Source organism: Chryseobacterium sp. VD8, from assembly GCF_037149975.1.
Taxonomy (GTDB): Bacteria; Bacteroidota; Bacteroidia; order Flavobacteriales; family Weeksellaceae; genus Chryseobacterium; species Chryseobacterium indicum.
The window spans coordinates 20,726-43,963 of sequence record NZ_JBBCQL010000007.1 but is presented as its reverse complement, the minus strand read 5'-3'; the positions used below and the strand labels follow the sequence as shown (position 1 = coordinate 43,963).

21 protein-coding genes are annotated in these 23,238 nt (G+C 35.2%); 10 read left to right on the top strand and 11 right to left on the bottom strand.

Annotated features, from left to right (window positions below):
- On the bottom strand, window positions 1-396 hold a 396-nt coding region (locus tag WFK35_RS01740; protein ID WP_336731056.1), incomplete at its 3' end, for a HipA N-terminal domain-containing protein.
- A gap of 9 nt (window positions 397-405) precedes the next feature.
- Window positions 406-693, bottom strand: a complete 288-nt coding sequence (locus tag WFK35_RS01735) for a helix-turn-helix domain-containing protein (RefSeq protein WP_002977244.1) — start codon at window positions 691-693, stop codon at window positions 406-408.
- 148 nt (window positions 694-841) lie between these two features.
- Between WFK35_RS01735 and WFK35_RS01730 the strand changes: the two genes are divergently transcribed.
- Together WFK35_RS01730 and WFK35_RS01725 are read left to right on the top strand one after the other, a co-directional pair.
- The gene (locus tag WFK35_RS01730; RefSeq protein WP_336731054.1) at window positions 842-1,090 is read left to right on the top strand and encodes a hypothetical protein; all 249 of its coding nucleotides are present in this window, start codon (window positions 842-844) and stop codon (window positions 1,088-1,090) included.
- 19 nt (window positions 1,091-1,109) lie between these two features.
- Entirely contained in the window at window positions 1,110-1,658 is a 549-nt protein-coding gene (locus tag WFK35_RS01725; RefSeq protein ID WP_336731052.1) for a hypothetical protein, read from the top strand.
- A 5-nt stretch (window positions 1,659-1,663) separates the two neighbouring features.
- Here the strand turns inward: WFK35_RS01725 and WFK35_RS01720 are convergent, their stop codons facing one another.
- From WFK35_RS01720 to dnaK, 5 genes are all read right to left on the bottom strand, one after another.
- Window positions 1,664-2,194, bottom strand: coding sequence for a hypothetical protein (locus WFK35_RS01720; protein ID WP_002977239.1), 531 nt, complete (start codon window positions 2,192-2,194; stop codon window positions 1,664-1,666).
- A 176-nt stretch (window positions 2,195-2,370) separates the two neighbouring features.
- Window positions 2,371-3,042 carry a hypothetical protein gene (locus WFK35_RS01715; RefSeq protein WP_002977238.1) on the bottom strand — a complete coding sequence of 224 codons (672 nt, stop codon included), beginning with the start codon at window positions 3,040-3,042 and terminating at the stop codon, window positions 2,371-2,373.
- Between the two features lie 5 nt (window positions 3,043-3,047).
- On the bottom strand, window positions 3,048-4,337 hold the full coding sequence (locus WFK35_RS01710) for a site-specific integrase (protein ID WP_002977236.1): 1,290 nt from the start codon (window positions 4,335-4,337) through the stop codon (window positions 3,048-3,050).
- A gap of 4 nt (window positions 4,338-4,341) precedes the next feature.
- Window positions 4,342-4,941 (bottom strand): helix-turn-helix domain-containing protein, encoded by a 600-nt coding sequence (locus tag WFK35_RS01705; RefSeq protein WP_228370502.1) that lies wholly within the window; start codon window positions 4,939-4,941, stop codon window positions 4,342-4,344.
- Between the two features lie 158 nt (window positions 4,942-5,099).
- Window positions 5,100-6,992, bottom strand: coding sequence for a molecular chaperone DnaK (gene dnaK / locus WFK35_RS01700; protein ID WP_336731050.1), 1,893 nt, complete (start codon window positions 6,990-6,992; stop codon window positions 5,100-5,102).
- 435 nt (window positions 6,993-7,427) lie between these two features.
- Here dnaK and ppk1 point away from each other — a divergent pair, with 435 nt between their 5' ends.
- The 7 genes from ppk1 (at window position 7,428) to WFK35_RS01665 (ending at window position 16,203) form a co-directional block, all read left to right on the top strand.
- On the top strand, window positions 7,428-9,500 hold the full coding sequence (gene ppk1 / locus WFK35_RS01695; protein ID WP_336731048.1) for a polyphosphate kinase 1: 2,073 nt from the start codon (window positions 7,428-7,430) through the stop codon (window positions 9,498-9,500).
- Window positions 9,497-10,381 (top strand): Ppx/GppA phosphatase family protein, encoded by an 885-nt coding sequence (locus WFK35_RS01690; protein WP_235129897.1) that lies wholly within the window; start codon window positions 9,497-9,499, stop codon window positions 10,379-10,381. The genes ppk1 and WFK35_RS01690 overlap by 4 nt, the downstream gene beginning before the upstream one ends.
- Before the next feature lie 252 nt (window positions 10,382-10,633).
- The gene (locus WFK35_RS01685; RefSeq protein WP_336731046.1) at window positions 10,634-11,287 is read left to right on the top strand and encodes an NAD-dependent epimerase/dehydratase family protein; all 654 of its coding nucleotides are present in this window, start codon (window positions 10,634-10,636) and stop codon (window positions 11,285-11,287) included.
- A complete protein-coding gene (locus WFK35_RS01680) occupies window positions 11,284-11,436 on the top strand; it encodes a hypothetical protein (RefSeq protein WP_157967229.1) in 153 nt (50 codons plus the stop codon). Before WFK35_RS01685 ends, WFK35_RS01680 begins: the two co-directional genes overlap by 4 nt.
- A 191-nt stretch (window positions 11,437-11,627) precedes the next feature.
- Window positions 11,628-14,669: a choice-of-anchor I family protein gene (locus WFK35_RS01675; protein ID WP_336731044.1), complete on the top strand. Its 3,042-nt coding sequence runs from the start codon at window positions 11,628-11,630 to the stop codon at window positions 14,667-14,669.
- 90 nt (window positions 14,670-14,759) lie between these two features.
- The gene (locus WFK35_RS01670; protein ID WP_336731042.1) at window positions 14,760-15,590 is read left to right on the top strand and encodes an SIR2 family NAD-dependent protein deacylase; all 831 of its coding nucleotides are present in this window, start codon (window positions 14,760-14,762) and stop codon (window positions 15,588-15,590) included.
- Between the two features lies 1 nt (window position 15,591).
- Window positions 15,592-16,203, top strand: a complete 612-nt coding sequence (locus WFK35_RS01665) for a hypothetical protein (protein WP_336731041.1) — start codon at window positions 15,592-15,594, stop codon at window positions 16,201-16,203.
- 111 nt (window positions 16,204-16,314) lie between these two features.
- Here WFK35_RS01665 and WFK35_RS01660 read toward each other — a convergent pair whose 3' ends face one another.
- From WFK35_RS01660 to WFK35_RS01650, 3 genes are all read right to left on the bottom strand, one after another.
- Entirely contained in the window at window positions 16,315-16,929 is a 615-nt protein-coding gene (locus tag WFK35_RS01660) for a response regulator transcription factor (protein WP_214590582.1), read from the bottom strand.
- 653 nt (window positions 16,930-17,582) lie between these two features.
- Entirely contained in the window at window positions 17,583-17,831 is a 249-nt protein-coding gene (locus WFK35_RS01655; RefSeq protein ID WP_214590583.1) for a NifU family protein, read from the bottom strand.
- Window positions 17,832-17,880: 49 nt separating this feature from the next.
- Complete coding sequence (locus tag WFK35_RS01650; protein ID WP_336731040.1) at window positions 17,881-18,987, bottom strand: Mrp/NBP35 family ATP-binding protein; 1,107 nt, start codon at window positions 18,985-18,987, stop codon at window positions 17,881-17,883.
- 260 nt (window positions 18,988-19,247) lie between these two features.
- On the opposite strand from WFK35_RS01650, the gene WFK35_RS01645 reads away from it, so the two are divergent.
- Window positions 19,248-22,070, top strand: a complete 2,823-nt coding sequence (locus WFK35_RS01645) for a GH92 family glycosyl hydrolase (RefSeq protein ID WP_442891981.1) — start codon at window positions 19,248-19,250, stop codon at window positions 22,068-22,070.
- Between the two features lie 164 nt (window positions 22,071-22,234).
- Here WFK35_RS01645 and WFK35_RS01640 read toward each other — a convergent pair whose 3' ends face one another.
- Window positions 22,235-22,948, bottom strand: a complete 714-nt coding sequence (locus WFK35_RS01640) for a phytanoyl-CoA dioxygenase family protein (protein WP_336731038.1) — start codon at window positions 22,946-22,948, stop codon at window positions 22,235-22,237.
- Window positions 22,949-23,238: the final 290 nt, after the last annotated feature.

The following is a 23,238-nucleotide window of genomic DNA, read 5'->3' as shown; positions in this document are numbered from 1 at the left end:
ATCTATTGAAGTCTTAAATCGCAGAGCACCCATCCTTGTTTGGTCATACACTCCTAATAAATAATCCAGATCATAAAGTTTCTTTTCTTTCTCTCCAGTTTCTTTGGCTACCTGAATAGATTTTCTTTTCTTTAGTGTTCTTCCCCAAGTATCAGGCATACTATCCATAAAAACACCAAAATTTTCTTTATTGGTTGGATATTGTGGACCTCCAAACAACTGAAGATCAGGATCTATTAAATTTTGACCCGCACTTTTAATCCACTCTTTATCATATTCAAAACTAAAGGACTTTTTTCCTTTACCCTGATGAGCTGACAAAATCCCCATTAAATGAGGACCTTGAAGGTCAATCCAATCTGCATATACAAATATGTCAACTTTAGTAGATTTCATTTAATTATATTATTTCAGTAATTCTAAATCTTGCAATTTTCTTCCAAATTCATCATCAGATCCAAGCTTTAAAATATCATCGCTAAGACCCAATACTCTCAAAACATTAAAATATGATCCCATTGCCACACTTGGATCACCTTTTTCAATAAGATGTAGTGTTGAACGTACAATTCCGGCTCTCTCTGAAACCTGCTCTGTAGTTAATTTTCTTCTTTTTCGAGCAAGTTTAATATTCTCTCCCATTTGTTCCAGCAGAGCCAAATACTTGGGTAAAATTATTTGTTTCTTTTTCATAATGTCCGTTATTTCATACAAAATTACACATTTTGTATGAAATAACGGACATTTTAAATAAAAATCTCCTCCATTTGACTTTTCAAATAAAAAAGACTAACTTTGTATTATTTCTTATGTATACATAAGTAAATAATACTACGTACTAATGAATTTTGAAAAGATTGTTGATGCTTATATTGCTGGTAGTCCTCACAGAAAGGCTTTAAATAAAAAGGAATTTGATTATTTGGTACAGGAAATTTCGAGTTTTCGCAAATTCAAAAAATTAAGTAAAGAAATTAGCGAATACATACTTCAAAAACATTACACCTTAGAACAAGATTTATATATTTTCAATGACTCCAATCCTGAAGTTGTTGACTTGGTTTATGCGTATAACAAATATACACTTTAGCCACCATTCAGCACTAATAATGCATCAAATAAGTACTATTGAAAACAACGCCATCTATTTATCAGAAGAGATCGATAGCATTTCCAGTCCTAAAAACACCTTAACTCAAGGAAATATAGATTTAGCTTTTAGTAAACCTCAGAGAGTCACAAAAAATATAAAGCAATTCAGAGACAAAACATTTTACTTTCTTAAAAATCAAAGCAGTACTACAATGGAAACCTTCATTAATGGAGTAAAAGTTTCAAATCTTGAAAAGACACTTATAGACTGTACTGTAAGACCACTATATTCCGGTGGAACAAAAAATATCCTTAATGCATTTGCTATGGTAAAGCAATTAATTGACGCAGATAAATTACATCATCATTATAAAAAATTATCATTTGTATATCCTTATCACCAAGCTATTGGATTCTACTTGGATAATGCAGGTTATAAAGAAGAGTTTTACAGTAAATTTCTGGCAATGAATAGTGATTATGATTTTTACTTAGACTATCAGTTAACTTCACCTCAGTACAATCCGAAGTGGCGAATCCATTACAATGAAGACATTATCCAATAAAAAAATTACTTATAATTTATCTTTATCTTTTCAAGGAAATTTCTGCACACTTCAAAGAGTTGAAAGATATTGTTTGCTTGGATAATACTATGTCTTTGCTGAAAAAGAGTTTCTCTAAATGATTCTGCATCAAAGACTGCATCAGATGGATCTTTTGTCAGGGCTAAATTAACGCTGATACCAGTTGTCAAATCGTTGTTCAAAATACTTCTGATATCAACAAGGGGCTTTAGATAAAAATTTAATTCTCCAATACGCCCCTGACTTTTTGAAAAAGGGAGATCGTGATTTTTGCCGAGTACATCCATATACTCTGTTAGACGAATCCTCATTAATTCTTTCTGCCTCTGAATATCAGTATAAGATATAAGTTCTTTCTTTATCGGGTCAATTTCACTTTCGATCCGTAAGATTTCGTTTTTGGTCACTTCTATATCAAAAAGAGGATTATCTAATTTATCCTGTTCTATAGATAGCGAATTTAATTTACCTTCAATTTGTTGCAGTAAAAAAGGAATATTCTCTACATTCTTCATTTTATGTAAAATCTATTTATGATAAAATTTCTTCTAAAAAAATTTAACTATTAATAATGTATTATAATTTTTTGAAATATTCCCGACATTTAAGTTCGTAAATGGATAGCTTCAGAAATATTAGTAAATGCTCAATAATCGCTACGACTATGCAAGGAGTTAAGATATTTATTATACTAAAATTTTAAATCTCTTTTTATTTTAATGATACCTTTTTCATCATCATCTTTTAAATGACTTTTAATTGAGTCCGTTTCAACATCTTTTAGTGAATGTTGAAAAACTTCTTTTAAAAACAATGCTACTTCATATTGATTTCGCCTATCAAAGTGCTTCCAAATGTTCCAGCCAAAATGATACAAATCCATATTAGATAATTTGTGAACCCTTACAGGGCTAAAATTTTCTATTTTTTCTTTCTTAGCATACTTTGTAATGTAGCTGCATAGGTTTTCTAAATCATTAACAGATGTGTATAGCGCAAATTGCTCCTTTGTATATCTTAATGCAATCTCAAGCTTATTATCGAACTTTACAACTTCTTTAAATTTTAAATCTTCTTTAATATCAGCAATAGTAACAGGTCCAGAAAAGAATTCATTAACCAAAACTAGATTTTTTCTTTTAGTAATAATTCTGCTTATAATTTCATAGATAGTATGCAAAAACAATGTTAGACCTGAATAAATAACAACACCTACGAAAATCACGACTATAAAAAAGATATTTGCCGTAAATTCATCGGACCCTTTATCGATAAAATATGTTCTGACTTGAGTTCCTAAAAGGATACATACCACTATAATGGGTAAATACATACATATTAATTCAAAATTTTTGACTTTCATATTTATTAGTTTGCTTGTATAATTTCTTGGTTTTCTTCTAAAATATTTTCATCCAGCTTAATAGCTCCAGCTGCTCTATTTTTCAGTTCATCAACTACTTTAGCATAAACTTGAGTTGTTGTAACTTTACTGTGTCCAAGCATTTTACTAACTGTATAAATGTCTGTTCCTAAAGAAAGCTGCAATGTTGCAAAAGTATGTCTGAAGCAATGAAAAGTTATATGCTTTGTTATTCCAGCTGATTTGACCCATTTTTCGAGAGGTCTCGAAATCCAAGAGCTATCTTGTAAATTTTCAAATACTAGCTGTTCGGGAAGTCTCGGAGTTCCGCATAAATGAATTGCTTGTTCAGAAATCGGTGTATACTCGACTCCTTTTGTTTTCTTTTGTCTAAATTGAATTTTGATTCTATTTGACTGAACATCAATTTCTTTCCACTTAAGCCTTTTAATATCACAATGTCTTAACCCTGTCAGTGCAGAAAATAAAGATGCTCTTTTCAATTCATCATTTTCACAAGGAGTATTTACTAAAAGATTAAGTTCCTCCAAAGAGAGATGTTCACGGAAAGATTCTTGCTCTCCAATACCTTTAATCTTTGCTGATAAGTCAATTATAAAATAACCATCAATAAAAGCTTGGGAAACTATTGCCTTAAAAATAGAAAAGTACGTTGCAGCACTATTATTTGAAAGAATTCCTTTCTTTTTTCCGCGATAGGGCGCCGATAAAAGATAAAGCTTAAAATCATCAGCAAAACTCAAATCAATTTTTGAAAATCTTAAATCATCTCCGGAAAACTCTATAATAAATTCAATTAAACACCTCCAGTTAGTTCTAATTGAATCAGAACTATTATTTGAGCCGTGTCTTTTCTTTAGCAACCTATTACAGTAATCTATAAATTTTTCTTTTTGTTTTTCTTGCAATTCGGCCTTAATAGCATCGCTATCACTATACAAGTCGACATTATCATATTCTTTTTGGCGTAGTTTACGAATTCCATCAGCATATAACATTGTCTCCCTGTCACGCTCACTCTTACAAACTATAATTCCATTATCATCACGCTTTGGTTTAAAGGCTTTTGTCCCGTCCTTTAGGTTAGTTCTGCTTGTTCTTTTTTTATCCCATTCAACCGTATAAACAATTCTATTGAGATACTCCCTAGAACGTTGCGGTTTATTTTTTCCAGCAATAAATACAGGATAACTCTCCAAATAGACATACCATTCATTTCTATCCTCAGCTTTACGCAATCTAACTGTAACTTGAGTTTTTGAAAGTTGTTTCATAAGCTTAATCTATAGTACCATTATATAATTTGTCAATCTCGCTTTTTGGAGCATAAACATAATTACCAATTTGACGGGTGGGAATTGAGTACTTTCTGATATGCTTGTATACACTCGTATCGTGTAACTGAAATTTTTTGGAAATCTCACCAATAGTATAGCAATTCTCTTCAGAAAGATCATACAAGTTAGGATTAGAATTTTTCTTTTCAATCTTTTCTTTAGATGCCGGAGGAAACATTTCTTGCAAAACTTCACGATTTACTTTTATTAAACGAGTTCCTTCATTAATAGAAGGTATTACATTTTGTTTGATAAGTCTATAAAGTGTTCTTTTTGCAATGTCAAAGAGTAAAACAGCTTCAGGGACTGTCAAGAGAATTTTATCTAAAGGAATCTGATCAATCAGTTCTTGTCTTTTTAATTCTAATTTTTCTTGACGCTTTCTTTTCTGGTAAGCATTTTTTATACACTGCTCACGACAATAAAATGAAGTTACTGTCTTAGGTATAAATTCCTGCGAACAATGCAGACATTCTCTTTTAATCCTTTTAATCATACATATAGAAAAACTAAAGGTAAGAAAAAAAATCTTAAGTGCCACATCTTCTCTACTTAAGTGCCGGTACAAATATGGTACAAATGTGTAATAAAAAACACTTAAAAAAGCACAAAATCAAAAATCTTTGAAAAAACAAAAATCCCCACAAACATACGCCTGTGGGGATTTTCTATATTTTGTTAATTAATATTAATCAATAACTACTTAACTTCTTCAAAGTCTGCATCCTGTACATCTTCTGCACCTCCTGCATTTCCTGCGTTCTGTGCTCCTGCATCAGCTCCCGGCTGTTGTCCTGCTGCGTACAATTCTTCTGAAGCTGCCATCCAAGCTGCGTCTAAAGCTTCTGTTTTAGCTTTTACATCGTCTGCATTTTTAGCTTCGAAAGCCGTTTTCAGTTCTCCGTGAGCAGTTTCAATAGCTGCTTTTTTATCAGCAGATAATTTCTCACCAAACTCTTTCAGTTGCTTTTCAGTCTGGAAGATCAATCCGTCTGCTTTGTTGAAGATTTCAACTTCTTCTTTTTTCTTAGCATCGGCAGAAGCATTTTCCTGAGCTTCTTTCTTCATTCTTTCGATTTCTTCGTCAGAAAGACCTGAAGAAGCCTGAATTTTAATAGACTGCTCTTTACCAGTTCCTTTATCTTTAGCAGAAACACTTAAGATACCGTTTGCGTCGATATCGAATGTTACTTCAATTTGAGGAACTCCTCTTGGTGCAGGTGGAATATCTGTAAGGTCGAATCTACCGATTTCTTTGTTATCGTTGAACATTGGTCTTTCTCCCTGTCCTACTCTGATGCTTACAGCCGGCTGATTATCAGAAGCTGTAGAGAATACCTCAGATTTTTTAGTTGGGATCGTAGTGTTCGCTTCAATTAATTTAGTGAAAACAGAACCCATTGTTTCAATACCTAAAGAAAGTGGCGTAACGTCTAATAAAAGAACGTCTTTTACATCTCCGGTTAATACACCTCCCTGAATCGCTGCACCAATCGCTACAACCTCATCCGGGTTAACTCCTTTAGATGGTTTTTTACCAAAGAATTTTTCCACTTCTTCCTGAATGATCGGGATTCTTGTAGAACCTCCTACCAAGATTACCTCGTCGATATCTGAAGTTGATAAACCTGCATCTTTCAAGGCTTTAGCAACCGGCTCCATAGATCTTCTTACCAAATCTGCAGATAACTGCTCGAATTTAGCTTTCGTTAAAGTCTTCACTAAGTGTTTAGGACCAGTAGCAGTAGCTGTGATATATGGAAGGTTGATTTCAGTCTGCGGAGAAGAAGACAATTCGATTTTTGCTTTTTCGGCAGCTTCTTTCAATCTCTGCAATGCGATTGCATCAGACTTTAAGTCAACACCTTCTTCAGATTTGAATTCATCTGCCATCCAGTTGATGATTACATCATCAAAATCATCACCTCCTAAGTGCGTATCTCCGTTTGTAGACAATACTTCGAATACACCATCTCCTAAATCTAGGATAGAGATATCGAAAGTACCACCTCCTAAATCGTATACCGCGATTTTCTGGTCTTTGTGATTTTTATCTAAACCGTAAGCTAATGCTGCAGCAGTAGGCTCGTTGATGATTCTTTCTACTTTAAGACCTGCGATTTCACCCGCTTCTTTCGTAGCCTGTCTCTGTGCATCGTTGAAGTATGCAGGAACAGTAATTACCGCTCTTGTTACTTCCTGACCAAGATAATCTTCAGCCGTTTTCTTCATTTTCTGAAGCGTCATTGCAGAAATTTCCTGTGGAGTATATTCTCTGTCGTCGATTTTTACTTTTACGGTATCATTTGGTCCGGAAACTACTTCATAAGGCACTCTTGAAATTTCTTTCGCATCTTCTTTAAAGTGAGTTCCGATGAATCTTTTAATTGAATATACTGTTTTCTTTGGATTCGTTACCGCCTGTCTTTTTGCAGGATCTCCTACTTTTCTTTCACCATCTTCTGTAAACGCAACGATAGACGGCGTTGTTCTTTTACCTTCTGCGTTAGGAATAACAACAGGGTCTTTACCCTCCATCACAGCAACACAAGAGTTGGTTGTTCCTAAGTCAATTCCAATTATTTTACTCATAATATTTTTATATTTTTTCTAATTTTTAATTTTAAATTACACTCAGTATTTCTCAATATTTATACCATTCAAAATTTTGTGACAAATTGACAGAAACAAACTAAAACAGGAAAAAATAATTTCATTTTTCGCCTTAAAAATTTTAGAAATACAGTTTAAAATAAACCTAAACTTTACTTTTTAAATGATTTGAATTTTTGTCACAAAACCTTTTAATACTTGTTAAACCGTATCAATTTTGTCACTTCACAACTTTAAAATAAAAACATCAGTCAGAATTATAATTTTCCAGATAGTTTTTAATAACTTTAATGGATTACAAAAATCATCCGGTTTCAGAATCTTTTTCGCTCCAAAAATTTAATTAAAGCTTAACGCAAAAAGGTTTTCAGAGATACCACGAATTATTATTTTTGATAAATTATACACTAGAGAATGTCATTACATTTCAATCCGAGAGATATTACCTGGCTTGCCTTCAACGAGAGGGTTTTACAGGAAGCCATGGACGAAAAAGTCCCTTTACATTTAAGAATCCGTTTTTTAGGAATTTTCTCCAACAATTTAGACGAATTTTTCCGTGTGCGGGTTGCAGGTTTAAAGCGCGCCATGGATTTCAAAGAAAAAGTTATTGCAGAATCTTTTTATCAGCCGCCTTCCAAAATTCTCCAGAAGATCAATGATATTGTGATGCGACAGCAGCAGAATTTTGATAAAACCTGGAAAAAAATTCAGGCGGAAATGGCTGAACATCATGTTTATATTAAAACAGCCAAAAATTTATCTTCCAATCAGAAAGAGTTTGTAAGAAAATATTTTGATGAAGTGGTAGAATCCAATGTTATTCCTATTCTGCTTCATGAAAATACACCTATGCCTTACATGCGGGACAAAAGTCTTTATCTGGGTGTAGCGATGCGGAAAAAAGACTGGCAGTATTCCAGCAATTATGCCATTATTGAAATCCCTTCAAGGTTTGTAGGAAGATTTGTTCTGCTTCCTTCCGAAGATGTGGAAGAGAAAAATGTAATGCTTCTGGAAGATGTGATTACTTTTAACCTGCCTCATATTTTCTCCTATTTCGGATATGATGAATTTGCGGCCAATGCTTTTAAAGTAACCAAAGATGCAGAACTGGAACTTGATAATGATATCCGTACCAATTTTGCCGAAAAAATTGAAAAAGGTTTAAAAAACAGAAGAAAAGGAAAACCTACCCGTTTTGTTTTCGATAAAGATATGGACAAGGCTCTTCTTGAAATGCTGATCCGAAAATTAAACCTGACAAAAAAAGACAGCATCATTCCCGGAGGAAAAATTCATAATTTTAAACATTTCATGGATTTTCCCGACGTTTTTGAAAGGTATGAAAAGCCTGTTGAAAGAACTTCTTTTACCCACCCCGCTTTTGAAAACACGGAAAGAGTAACGGATGTTATTCTGAAACATGATGTTCTTCTTACCTTCCCTTATCACAAATACAATCCTGTAATTGATCTTCTTCGTGAAGCAGCAATGGATCCTGATGTAAAGTCGATTCAGATTACAGCCTATCGTTTAGCGAGCAGTTCGAAAATCATCAATGCTTTAATTTATGCGGCAAGAAATGGTAAAGAAGTGACGGTAATGCTTGAGCTTCAGGCAAGATTTGATGAAGAATCGAACCTTGAATGGAAGGAAATGCTGGAACCTGAAGGAATTACCGTATTGATAGGTCTTCCGAATAAGAAAGTTCATGCCAAATTATGCGTCATCAAGAAAAGGTCTCATAACAAAACCATCCAGTACGGTTTTGTAAGTACGGGAAATTTCAATGAAAAAACCGCCAGAATTTATGGAGATCATCTGCTAATGACCGCAGACCGCGGAATTATGGCAGACATTAATAAGGTATTCAATGTTCTGAAAAAGCCGAAGGAAGATTATCTGCCTGTTCTTAAAACCTGTAAGAGTTTACTTGTCTGTCCGCAGTTTATGCGTGAAAAGATTCTACATCATATTGATAAGGAAATTGAAGAAGCCAAAGCGGGAAGACACGCAGAAATGATCATTAAAGCCAATTCTGTAAGCGACCGCTTTCTGATTGAAAAGTTATATGAAGCGGCACAAGCCGGAGTTGTCATCAGAATGATTGTAAGAGGAATTTACTGTGCGGTGAACCAAAAAGAGTTTAAAGAAAAAATAAAGGCAATCAGCATTGTAGACGAATATCTGGAACACGCCAGAGTGATGTATTTTTACAATAAAGGAGCCGAAGATATGTATATTTCTTCCGCGGACTGGATGACGAGGAATCTGGATTACAGAATTGAAGCCGCTGCAAAAATTACCGATAAAAATTTAAAGAAAGAACTGAAGGATATTCTCGACATCCAGTTGAAAGATAATGTAAAAGCCCGTATTTTAGACAAAAAACTGAGCAACGAATATATTGATAACGATAAGGAAGAGTGCCGTTCTCAGATTGAAACCTATCGATATTTAAAAGCCAAAACGAATAAAAAATGAAGATCGCAGCCATAGATATAGGAAGTAATGCCGCCCGACTTTTGATTAATGAAGTAAAAATAAACAACAAACAGCCCGAATTTATTAAGCTGAATCTTTTGAGAATTCCTCTGAGACTGGGAATGGATGTCTTTAGCTTAGGAAAGATCGGAGAGGAAAGAGAAAAAATGGTAATCGACTCGATGAAGATTTTCAGCGATCTGATGAAAATTTACAAAGTGGAACATTACAGAGCCTGTGCTACGAGTGCCATGCGTGACGCAGCCAACGGACAGAAAATTATTGAAGAGGTGAAAAGAACTTCAGGAATTAATATTGAAATAATTTCCGGAGACGAAGAAGCAACTCTGGTTTTTGAAAATCATGTTGCCGAAGGTCTTGATAAAGAATTTGCCTATTTGTATATTGATGTCGGCGGAGGTTCTACAGAGCTTACTTTCTACGAAAACGGAAAAATGAAGTACGAAAAGTCTTTTAATATCGGAACCATACGTTTGCTGAACAATCTGGTAACGCCCGACAACTGGAAAGATATGAAGGAAGAAATCCGAAAAAATATCAACAGCAAAAAACCGATTGTAGCTATTGGATCGGGAGGAAACATCAACAAAGTTTTTTCCATGAGTAAAACAAAAGACGGCAAACCGATGTCTCTTTCTCATCTTAAAAAAGTGTATAAAGAGTTTGATGATCTTACCGTTGATGAAAGAATGACAAAATATAATCTTCGCGAAGACAGAGCCGACGTTCTGGTTCACGCGTTACAGATCTTCAACAATGTGATGTCATGGTCGGAAATCAACAGGATTTTTGTACCTAAAATTTCTGTTGCAGATGGTTTAATCCACAATATTTACAGCAAATTGCAGGATAAGAAATAAACATATATTATAGTATAGAAATTTAAAAGCCGACCAGATTGAACTGATCGGCTTTTTATTTATGGTTTCAGAAGTTTTTTGCTTGATTTGAAGGTTTCGGCGGCTGCTTCGCAGCCGCCGAAACCCTGAAACCCTTATCAATTAGGTTAAATAATACCCAAATTTCAAAAAACTAAAAAAATGTATAATTTTTGATACCACATAAAGTAAAAGCATTACTGAAAACGTCAACAACAGTAATAACAGTAAAAAATGGATTCAATAAAAATAATTCTCACAGGAGCAACAGGAATGGTAGGTGAAGGCGTTTTGATGGAATGTCTTGAGAATCCTAATATTTCTGAAATCCTCAGTGTAAGCCGAAAACCGTCGGGTAAAAAACACGCCAAATTAAAAGAATATATAGTTTCAGATTTTTTAAAGATAGATCTGAATGATGAAAACTTCAAAGGCTATGATGCCGTCTTTTTCTGTGCAGGAATCAGCAGTGTAGGAATGAGCGAGGAAGAGTATACCAAAATTACGTATGATACGACGCTGCATTTTGCAAAAGCAGTACTTCATCAGAATCCGGATATGGTGTTCAACTATGTTTCCGGAGCGCATACCGACAAAACGGAAAGCGGGAAAATAATGTGGGCAAGAGTTAAAGGCAGAACAGAAAATGCACTCAGAAAGCTTGGATTCAGGGCTGCATATAATTTTCGACCGGGATTTATGAAACCCGTTGAAGGTCAGGAAAATGTAAAATGGTTTTTTAAACCTTTAATTTGGATTTTCCCTGTTTTATTACCATCAAAATCATTAACTTTACAAGAAGTGGGTATTGCAATGATTAATGCTGTACTAAAAGGGTATCCGACTTCAACATTAGAAATTAAGGACATTAAAAATCTGGCGATATGAAGGAAATGTTAAAAAGAATTTTTCTGGTAGCTTTTATTTTATTGGTTCTGACGGCAATTTCAGGATTTTTTTATATGCAGAAGCATCCCATGGAAGGAAATAAGTTCACAGGTAAAAATTTGCGTTTTTCCGGTCAGGTCTCAAAATAAAAATATTTTTGGGGAATCATCCGTTCTAAAATCGTTTCAACTGAAATCGATTTCTGTATTTCATGGCTATTATTTTTATTATTAACTTAAATTTATTCTTACCTGTTATTTATTAATCATTTTTTAAAATTTGCTTAAAATCTTTGCAAAGTAGAACCTTCATTTTTGCATAAATTTAATGTAAGTAAAAAATGATTAACAACTACCTGTTAAAAAGTTCTGTTGTCGCCGCATTCTTTCTTCAGGGAGCGGTTTTCGGGCAGACCTCTCTTATCCATTACTGGAACTTCAACAACAATGCTTCGGCAGCTTCCATCACTACCCCGACTTCCACTTTGGTGGGAGGTTCGATGACAGCCGTAATCAACGGAACTACTGATGTAGATTTCGCCAACGGAACAGGACAGAATTTCAATATCGACAATTTCAATGCGAGAAACGGAGATGTTTCAGGAACGCATTTACGCTATAATTTCCCGATCAACGGAAATCTTCAGTTCAATTTGCCAACAACAGGATACAATAATGTTGTCGTGAAATTTACGACAAGAAGATCCGGTTCCGGAGCAGGAACGCAGACGTGGAAATATTCTGTGGACGGAACAAATTTCGTTACTTTTCAGACGGTTTCTCCTTTAGATGCCAATCCTCAACTCATTACTTTAGATTTTTCGACAATCTCAGGAGCAGCCAACAATCCTAATTTTAAACTTAAAGTTGAATTCTCACAAGGTTCCGGAGGAACTGTGGGTAACAACCGTTTCGATAATTTTACCGTAGATGCAACCCTCATTAATGCTGCCGACACTACTCCACCCACGGTAACTTATCTTCCCTCAAACAACACAAATAATGCTCTAACGACTGTAAATCCTACGATTTCTTTTAATGAAAGTGTAAGGTTAACAGACAATTCCGCGATCAACGATTCTAATGCACAAATACTTGTCGATTTCCGCCTTGGAAATGCTTCAGGTTCTCAGGTTCCCTTTACAACTACGTTTTCCAGCAATAAAATTACAGTGATCCCGACTGTAGCTTTAATCCCCAACCAAACGTATTATCTGGCTTTAAAACCTAACATGGTAGAAGATACCAGTGATAATGCAGTGACGGCAGTTACTTCCACCACTTTTACCACCGCAGGAACCTCAATTTCGTTGGATAAAAACTTTATTAAGGTCAATGAAAATACAGGAACTTTAGCATTTAAAATAAATGTTACAAATCCGTCAAATTCAACAGTGAACTTAGTGGTGAAACCTGCTCCTTTCAGCACGGCAAACAGCAGCGACTTTACACTAACGAATCAGACGATTAATCTTACTCCTTCCACAACGAGTTATACCGTAAACATCCCGATCATCGATGATTCGCTGGAAGAACAGCAGGCTGAATATTTTGTAGTAAGCCTTGAAAATCCGGTCGGAGCAACCATTTCCGGAGACAGCAATGCAACAGTTTATATTATAGATAATGATAAACCTGCTCCGGTTCCGACTCATCAGATTTCTTTAAATTATATCGGAAGTTTTGATCCTTCGGGAACCAATACCAGTTCTACGGAAATTGTGGTTCATGATCCTGCCACACAGAGATTATTTACCATCAGTTCCATCACCGATGTTTTTGATATTATTAATTTCAGCAATCCTACTTCGCCAACCGTTGTTAATACCATTAATATGGCTCCTTACGGCGGAATTACAAGCATTGCCGTAAAAAACGGAATTATTGCTGCGGCTTCTCCGAACACCAATCCGCAGCTGAACGGTTCTGTAGTTTTCTTTGATATCAACGGAAATTTCCTGAAGCAGGTTACCGTAGGAGCTTTACCGGATATGATTACTTTTTCACCGGACGGAACAAAAGTAATGACCGCCAATGAAGGCGAGCCGAACGATGCTTATACCGTAGATCCGGAAGGAACAATCAGCATTATTGATATTTCGGGCGGAATTGCTAATCTTACGCAAAGCAATGTTACAACGCTTAATTTTAATGCTTTTGATTCTCAGGTTTCTGCTTTAGCGGCAACCGGTGTAAGAAAAGTAAGAACAAACAATACGCTTTCTCAGGATTTAGAACCTGAATACATTACAATTAGCTCAGACAGTCAGAAAGCATGGGTTACACTTCAGGAAAACAATGCAGTTGCTGAAGTTAATTTAGCCACAAAAACCATTACAGGAATTTGGGGATTGGGTAAAAAAGACATGAGCATTCCCGGAAACGGCTTTGATGCTTCCGATAACAACGGAGAAATTTTAATTGCTAACTGGCCTGTGAAAGCTTATTTTCTTCCGGATGGAGTACAGAATTATAAAGTTGGAGGAACCAATTATATTGTAACTGCCAACGAAGGAGATGAAAAAGATCTTGCAGGATTCAGTGAAAGAACTACAGTAGGCGCGAATGATTATACTTTAGATCCGGCTATTTTTCCACAGTCTTCTGTTTTAAAAGCTTCTTATAATTTAGGAAGATTCAGAGTTTCCAATGCAACAGGAAATACAGACGGAGATACAGATTTCGAGGAAATAGCAGCTTTGGGAGCGCGTTCATTCTCAATCTTCAATGCAGATACAAAACAGATCGTTTACGACAGTGGAGACCGTTTTGAGAGATATATTGCTGCCAATCATCCATTGATCTTTAATGCAGATAATGAATCCAATACTGTTAAAAGCAGAAGCCGTGCAAAAGGTCCAGAACCGGAAGGAGTTGCTTTAGGAAATATTAACGGACAAACATACGCCTTCATTACACTGGAAAGAACCGGCGGAGTAATGGTTTATAATATTACAGATCCTAACAATCCTGCTTTCACAGATTACAAGCATTCGAGAATGACTTCTGCTTATGGAGGCGATAACGGACCGGAAGGACTTATCTACATTGCCCCAGAAAATACAACAACCGGAAAAGGGTATGTAATTGTTGCCAATGAAATCAGCGGTACATTATCGATGTATGAAATTACCAATGCTCCGACTCTGGCAACCGGAGAGGTAAAATCTGAAAAAGCAACTTTCAATGTATTCCCAAATCCGGTAACGAAAGGAAATATTCTGTATTTCAACAGAGCGCAGGACTATGAATTGTATGATATGTCCGGAAAACAGATTGGAAAAGAAAAAAATGCTTTAACAATCGACACTTCGATGCTTTCCACAGGAGTTTATCTTATAAAAACTTCCGAAGGACATCTGAAAAGAGTTATTGTAAAGTAGATTATATATTATTTAGTTGATTAAATGAGCCTCGATTTTCGGGGCTTTTTTGTTTTAAAGAAATTCAGTAGTTTTAAACTTTGAAATACCATGAGAACGCAATTAGAAGAAATCATCCGTCAGGTTTACCATAAAGAAAAACGAAATCTTTTCACTTTTTTAACGGGAGCAGGAATTTCATCCGACAGCGGAATTCCTACCTATCGCGGAACAGACGGAATCTGGGTAAAAGGAACGCAGTTTCATAAGCCGGAAGAATTCGGAACGCTGAAATATTTTAAACAGCACCCTGAAGAAGTTCTTCAATTTTCTCTTTTCAGGAAAAAAATGTTTGAAAGTGCAGAACCCAATGAAAGCCATTTTCATTTAGCTGAAATTGAAAAAATGCTGCAGGACCGGTTTCATCTGATCACACAAAATATAGACAATCTTCACAGGCGCGCAGGAAATCAGCGAATTTATGAAATTCATGGAAATAACCGTGAAATTAAATGTTCGAACGGATGTAAGGAAATTTTGAATCTTCCGGAAGAAATTAAAGGCAAAGACATCGATGAAGATCTTACAGCAAAAGATATTGAATTGCTTACCTGCTTGTATTGCGGACACTGGATGCGCCCGAATATTTTGTGGTTTGATGAATATTATGATGAAAAAACCAATAAGAAATTCAGTTCTCTGAAAGTGGCAAAAAACAGCGGAGTGCTTTTCATTATCGGAACTTCCGGAGCCACAAACCTTCCGCTTGCCATTGCTGAAACTGCATTGAAATACGGAGCATTTATTGTTGACATCAATACAGAAGACAACCATTTTACAGAACTTATTGTAAATAAAAAAAATAAGCTGATCATCCGGGAAAAGTCTACTGAGGTTTTAAAGGTGATTAAAGAGATTATTGAAAATTTATCTGAAATTTAAGATGGATAATCCGGACATTAATTTTTTAATCAAAAAAGCTTTCAAAGCAAAATATAAAAGTTATTACTGGAATCATATTTCAAAATTAAGAACATATGTAAATGATGAAATGATTTCGGAATGTTTTGAAATGATAGATTCTGATGATGTAAAATTTAAACAAATCGGGATTGATATTCTATGCCAATCAGGAAATAAACGTGGAAACTTTGTTGAGTCTCTTTTTGATAAAATCTTTGAAATTTTAAGAACAACATCTGATGAAAATCTTATTTGTACATGCCTTTTTGCCATTGGTCACAACAACCAATATTTAAAAACAAAGCATTTCAGAACTTTAGAAAAATTTCAACACTCAGAATCTAAAGAGATAAGGTATGCACTTACTTTCTCTTTGCTGGGAGTTGAGAATTATAAAGCAGTAAAAATGATGATAAAACTGGCACAGGATAAAAGCCTTAGAGTGAGGGACTGGGCTACTTTTGGTCTTGGAACACAAATCGAATATTACGATGAAGAAATCAGACAGGTCTTGTATAAAAATTGTTTTTCTAAAGACCATCAGATAAGGCATGAAGCTATAAAAGGGCTTGCAAACAGAGAAAATAAGTAAGAAACTGCTGAAATCAAACTTCGAAAGTATTCTGCATCTATTTTAGGAATTCGAAATTCAAGTCACTGTAAAATAAAAATCGCGGCGAAATTCTTTCGCCGCGACTGCTTTTTAATGCATATCGTCATAGATTCTTACGAGATCTACCACATTTTTAACCTGCAGTTTCTCAAAAATTTTCTTCTTATAGGTACTGATTGTCGACATTTTGAGATTCAGACTATTCGAAATTTCTATATTTCCGTTGCCTTCTGCGAGGAGTTTAAAAATCTGAAATTCCCTTTTTGAAAGCCGCTCCACAGAGTGAATATCCGTAGACTGCATAACGAGTTTCTTCATCATATCTACCGTGTAATAATATCCCTCTTCGAATATTGCCTTCACGCTTGCTAAGATTTCTTCTTCTGTGGCGCCTTTATTAAGATATCCCGCCGCTCCTTCTTCTATGTACTGAATTCCTACATTTTCATCGTAATTGGAAAAGATAAGAATCCTTAATTGTTTCTGTTTCTTTTTCAGTTCCTTTACCATTGCTTTGAAAATACTCTGCGGAATATCAATATCAATAATTAAAAGATCATATATCTTTTCAGAAACTTTTTCTTTTGCTTCAAGATAAGTTCCTGCGAAATCTATAGTACACTGATATTCAAGTTTCGTTTCTAAAATGAGCGAAGTTCCCATTCTTACAACATAATGACCGTCAGCAATGAGTATATTTTTCATAGTGTTAGTTTTAATAATTTCCCTTTCGGAAAATTGCTTTCCATTCAATTTTTACAGTTTCAATACAAGTTACAGACCAATATTATTTTTTTGTTATATTTTACCTGATTAAAGAGATTTACAAACATTCAATATACTGTATTATCCTGAAATTTTTCAGAACATATTATTTCCACTTTTTTACACCAACTGCTAAAAAAATATGAAACATCTAAAACATAAGAATAAAAGTATATTACAAGCATACATCCCCATATCGCATTGTAAACAATTCTGTACAAAAATAGCACATAAAATATTCATGAACACTTAGAATTATTACTATAAAAAATTTCATAATATTCTTTAAATTTTTCTTAAAAAACAGCAATATCAGGTTTAAAGACCTGTCTGAAAGTAATATATAGATAATTTCTCTATTTCATGCTGATCACATTTTTTTTGATAAATTCCAGATTCAGGGATATCTTCTAACCAAACAATGGCATTCGACATGGTAAGTAATTTAAATTACATCCGCTTCTGCCACTATTCTCGTCAGAAACTTTAAGATCTATATTAAAATAAATAGAAAATCTGTTACGGTAAACTAAGGATAAAAAAAAGACAGACCTTAAACGATCTGTCTTATAAAATATTTATTTTTTACTCTTCTACTCTACATTTATTACTCTCTCTATTTCCGGAGCATATTGCTTAATGGTATTTTCCACGCCTAATTTTAAGGTTGAAAAATTTAAAGAACACCCGGAACAGTTTCCTAAAAGTTTTACGTAAACCAGACTGTCTTTCACATCGATAAGCTCGATATCACCACCGTCCTTATTCAGAAACGGACGGATGCTTTCCAGAGCTTCCAAAACTCTTGTTACAGTATCTTCGTGCGTTATATTTGTTTCCATATTTTTTTCAGTTCAGTTCTCTGTTTTTTTCAGATTTAAAAAAAAATCATTATTTTGCTTTTGGCGAGCATCCAGCCATGGTAGTAATCTTTACCGCTTCTGTTGGCGGAAGATATTTATTTCTTTCCACAAGGCTCTCTACCATTTTTCGGGCAGTTTCCGTATAGATTTCAGCAATTTTGGAACCTTCCTGTAAAGCTGCCGGTCTTCCGACATCTCCCGCTTCTCTGATGCTCTGGATTAAAGGAATTTCCCCTAAAACAGGAATTCCAAGATCATCTGCAAGATATTGCGCTCCCTGTTGTCCGAAGATATAATATTTGTTGTCCGGCAATTCTTCAGGTGTAAAGTACGCCATATTCTCAATTAATCCAAGAACCGGAATGTTGATGCTTTCCATCTGGAACATTGCAATACCTTTTCTTACATCTGCCAGAGCAACGTGTTGTGGTGTACTTACAATTACTGCTCCTGTCACAGGAACCTCCTGAATGATGGATAAATGAATATCTCCTGTTCCCGGAGGAAGATCAATAAGTAGGAAATCCAGTTCTCCCCAAGCTGCATCGCGGATCATCTGGTTCAATGCTTTTGAAGCCATCGGACCTCTCCAGACAACTGCCTGATTCGCTCCTGAAAAATATCCTATCGAAAGCATTTTTACGCCATAATTTTCAATAGGTTTCATCAGATTTCTTCCGTCCACTTCTACAGAAATTGGTTTTTCACCTTCCGTATCAAACATGGTAGGAACTGAAGGGCCGTAAATATCTGCATCTAACAATCCTACTTTGAAGCCCATTTTTGCGAAAGTCACTGCCATATTTGCAGAAACTGTAGATTTACCAACCCCTCCTTTTCCGGAAGCAATGGCAATAATATTCTGAATTCCCGGAATTTGCTTTCCTTTGATCTGGCTTTGCTGAATTTCGCTCGGCTCCGGAGAAACGATCTTTAATTTCAGATTAACATCTTCGCCAAACTCGCTTGCGAAAGCCTGCTTCATTGCAGCTTCAAGCTTTTTCTTTTCGTGCATTGCGGGAGAATGAGCCGTCATGTCAATATAGACATCATTGCCCATTATCTGAAGATTATTCACCAAATCATCAACTTCTATCTCTTTAAGGAAACCCTGTACCTTTTCTTTCGTCAACATAAACTAAATAAATTGTTTACAAATTTACGTAATTTTTAGCTATTTAGAATAAGTAAAGAGACTGATAGATATTTTCTTTTGAGGAAAAAAGATTTAGTAAAAACAAGCTTATTAAAAATAAATTATTTCCCTTCATTTAATCATAAAAACGGTTTCATAAGTCCTTATTAATTCGGCGCAATGTGTATTTCCTCATTATTAATGAAATTTTGTTAGATTTGTTGAAATCTATATCAAGTAAAAATTACATCACCAAACCAATGAACTCTAAAAAATTCATCTTACTTTTTTTTCTCACTTCCCTATGTATCAAAGCCCAGAATTATTCGCAGTATGTGAATCCTTTTATAGGAACCGGCGGTCATGGTCACACCTTTCCCGGAGCTATTGTTCCGTTCGGAATGGTACAGCTTTCTCCTGACACCAGAATCGACGGAAGCTGGGACGGCTGCAGCGGTTATCATTATTCAGATTCTGTGATCTACGGATTTTCTCACACGCACCTCAACGGAACCGGAGTTTCGGATTATGGTGATATTATGCTGATGCCAACGATGGGAAAACCGGGTTTAACACCTAAAGAATATTCATCCAGATTTTCTCATAAGAACGAAAAAGCAACCGCAGGATTTTATTCCGTTAAATTAGAAAAAAACAATATTGATGTTCGTTTAACCACGACTAAAAGAGTCGGTTACCATGAATATACCTTCAACAATGCAGGAAATGCGAATATTATTTTAGATCTGAATCACAGAGATAAACTGCTGGAAGGCGAAGTAAAAATCATTGATGATAAAACGATTGAAGTTTTCCGCAGAAGTGAAGCTTGGGCAACGAACCAATACATTTATGCAAGAATTGAGTTTTCAAAACCGATGTTTAGATCTAAAGATCATGTTGTAAAGCCTAGCGAAAGAGGGGTTTCTATACCTGAGAAAGTTACAAAAGGTGATGAAATTCAAATAGCATTTTCTACAAAGGTCAAAAAAGGCGAAAAAATTCTTGTAAAAGTGGCGATTTCACCTACAGGGTACGAAGGAGCGGCAAAAAATATGCTGGCTGAAGGAAAGTCTGATAATTTTGATGACATTCAAAAAAATGCTGTTGCAGACTGGAATAAAGAATTATCTAAAATCGAAGTCAAATCTTCCGACAAAAATAAACTTGCAGTTTTCTATACTGCAATGTATCACGTTTTCACGCAACCGAACATCAATATGGATGTTGACGGAAAATACAGAGGTCGTGATAACAAATTCTACATGGCAAACGGGTTCGATTATTATTCAGTTTTTTCACTTTGGGATACTTTTCGCGGAGCGCATCCTTTGATGACTTTAATCGACAGAAAAAGAACGGCAGATTTCATCAATACCTTTATTAAACAATACGAACAGGGCGGAAAGCTGCCGGTTTGGGAACTGGCGTCTAACGAAACGGAATGCATGATCGGTTACCACGCAGTTTCTGTTATTGCCGATGCGATGGCAAAAGGAATTACAGGATTTGATTATGAAAAAGCATTTCAGGCTTCTAAAAATTCTGCCATGCTGGATATTTTTGGGTTAAATGCTTACAAACAGAATAATTTCATAAGCATTGATGATGAGCATGAAAGTGTTTCCAAAACCGTAGAATATGCTTACGACGACTGGTGTATCGCTCAAATGGCTAAAATTTTAGGCAAGAAAGAAGACTATCAGTATTTCATGAAACGTTCCCAGAACTGGAAAAATCTGTACAATCCAAAGAATGGATTTATGCAGCCGAGAAAAAACGGAAACTGGTATGAACCTTTTGAGCCGAGAGAAGTTAATAACAATTATACAGAAGGAAATTCTTGGCATTACTCCTACTCTGTTCAGCAGGATATTCCGGGACTGATCGCGGCGCATGGCGGAAAAGAGAAATTTGAACAGTTTATTGATGGTATTTTTTCTGCACCGGACAAAACCACAGGAAGAGAACAAGTGGATATTACCGGATTAATCGGACAATATGCACAGGGAAATGAACCGAGCCACCACATCGCATATCTTTATAATTATGTGGGAAAGCCTGAGAAAACAGATGCAAAAATTAAATTCATCCTTGATAATTATTACAAAAATACACCGGACGGACTGATTGGAAATGAAGACTGCGGACAGATGAGCGCATGGTATATTTTGAGTGCTATGGGAATTTACTCTGTAACTCCCGGTTTACCGGAATGGCAGACGACGAAGCCTTATTTTGATGAGGTTAAAATTCATCTTGAGGATGGAACAACAAGAACGATTACTCCCAATACAAACAGAGAAGAGCTTAAAAAACTTGGTTTTGAAAATGCAAAATCATTCAAAGATTTTAAATATGATGAATTAACGGCATCTCCTGTTATTTCTGCTGCCAGAATTTTTGATTTAAATACAAAGGTTGAGATCACAGCGCTAAATCCTGATGACAAAATTTACTATATGACGCTGGATGAGGGTGATGCAAACGTAAGAAAAATGTTTACCGCTTATAAAGGTCCTTTTACTATTACTAAAACCACTCAGGTTGCGGCTTACGCGGAAAGAAATGGCGAAAAAAGCTCAATTGTAAGAGCCAATTTCAACAGAAGACCGAATAATTGGGACATTACGGTAAATTCCACTCCTACTCCACAATACACAGCAAGCGGAAAATTATCGTTAATCGACGGAATCAACGGTGACACCAACTGGAGAAAAGGAGAATGGCTGGGTTATCAGGGGCAGACTTTTGAAGCGATTATCGACATGAAATCACCTCAACAATTCACTCAGTTATCTTCAACCTATCTTCAGGACAGCCGCGCATGGATTTTGATGCCTAAAAAAGTGGAATATTATGTTTCCAACAACGGAAAAGATTTTATTTTGCTGAAAACAGTTGAAAATACTCTGGATCCGAAAGATGAAACGGTTCAGGTAAAGAATTTTTCAACGGAGGTTCTTCCTACACAGGCACGCTACGTAAAAGTAAAAGCCTATCATTTCGGGAAACTTCCGGAGTGGCATCAGGGAGCCGGCGGCGATGCTTATATTTTTGTGGATGAGATTTCTGTGAAATAATTTTTAAAAATTCCTCTAAATAATAAACCTCTTTCGGCTTGAAAGAGGTTTTGTTTTTTTAATCTTGCTGATCTTTTTAATACAAACATCTGCAAAATCTGTGTAATCTGCGGGAGAAAAAAGATTTTCCGTTTCGTTCTGAATAAAAACTTTGTAGTTAAAAATTAATTCATTCTTTCCGACCAGTTCAGTTCTGCGGGTAATTCCATATCAGAAAATTCAATGTGGATCACTCTTCTTTTTCTGCCGTTTGTTGTCCGGTTGGAACCGTGAAGAAGTAAAGGTTTCATAATCATAATTCCGCCTTTTTCGACATTGCAGATAGTTTCAGTTTCTGCGTTCCAATCGATGGTTTCCGGTCTGTAAATTCCTTTGGCGTGGGATTTCGGTATCACTTTGAGTGCTCCATTGTTTTCATTCGTTTTATCCAGATGAATTCTTATAGTGAAAATATTTTCCAAAATATTCAAAGGAGGCTGAACCGCAAACTGATTCTGTTTCGTTGTCCATGGTCCGAAATTTTCCAATTCCAACTTTTTATCAACAGAAATTGTTAAATCCTGATGATACGCAACATACCAGTTTGATTTTTCAGGTTTATCAAAATAAATGCTTTTTACCACAAAATATTTTTCGCCGAAAATTTCTTTGATGATTGTTCTTAAATTTTCATTAAAAATCAATTTTTTTACTTCCGGAATTTCCTTTAAAAACTGTCGGATAGCAAAAAGATCTTCCGACTTTCTGAAAGTTTCTTTAGAAGTGTCTATATTTTGGATAACTTCACTGATCTTTTCAATTTCTTCATCGGAAAAAATATTGTTGATGACGGTAAAACCTTTTTCTGTAATTAAGTTTTTATGATGTTGTAAATTCATTTGATTGTTTTGAATCTTATTTAACACAAAGATCGCAAAGGTTATATTTAAAAGGATTGAAAATATTCTTCGTTCGCTAAGGCGTTTCACTCAGCAAATGATAAAAGTATCATTCTAGTTTTTATTATTGCTAATTTTTGAATTAAATTTCTTTAAATGGAGCTGTCATTCTGATCGAAGCGCAACGGAGGGAAGAATATTTTATAAACGCTAAGATCGCGAAGATTTTATTTAATAGGATTGAAAATATTTTTCGTTCGCAATGGCGTTTCACTCAGCAAATGATAGCA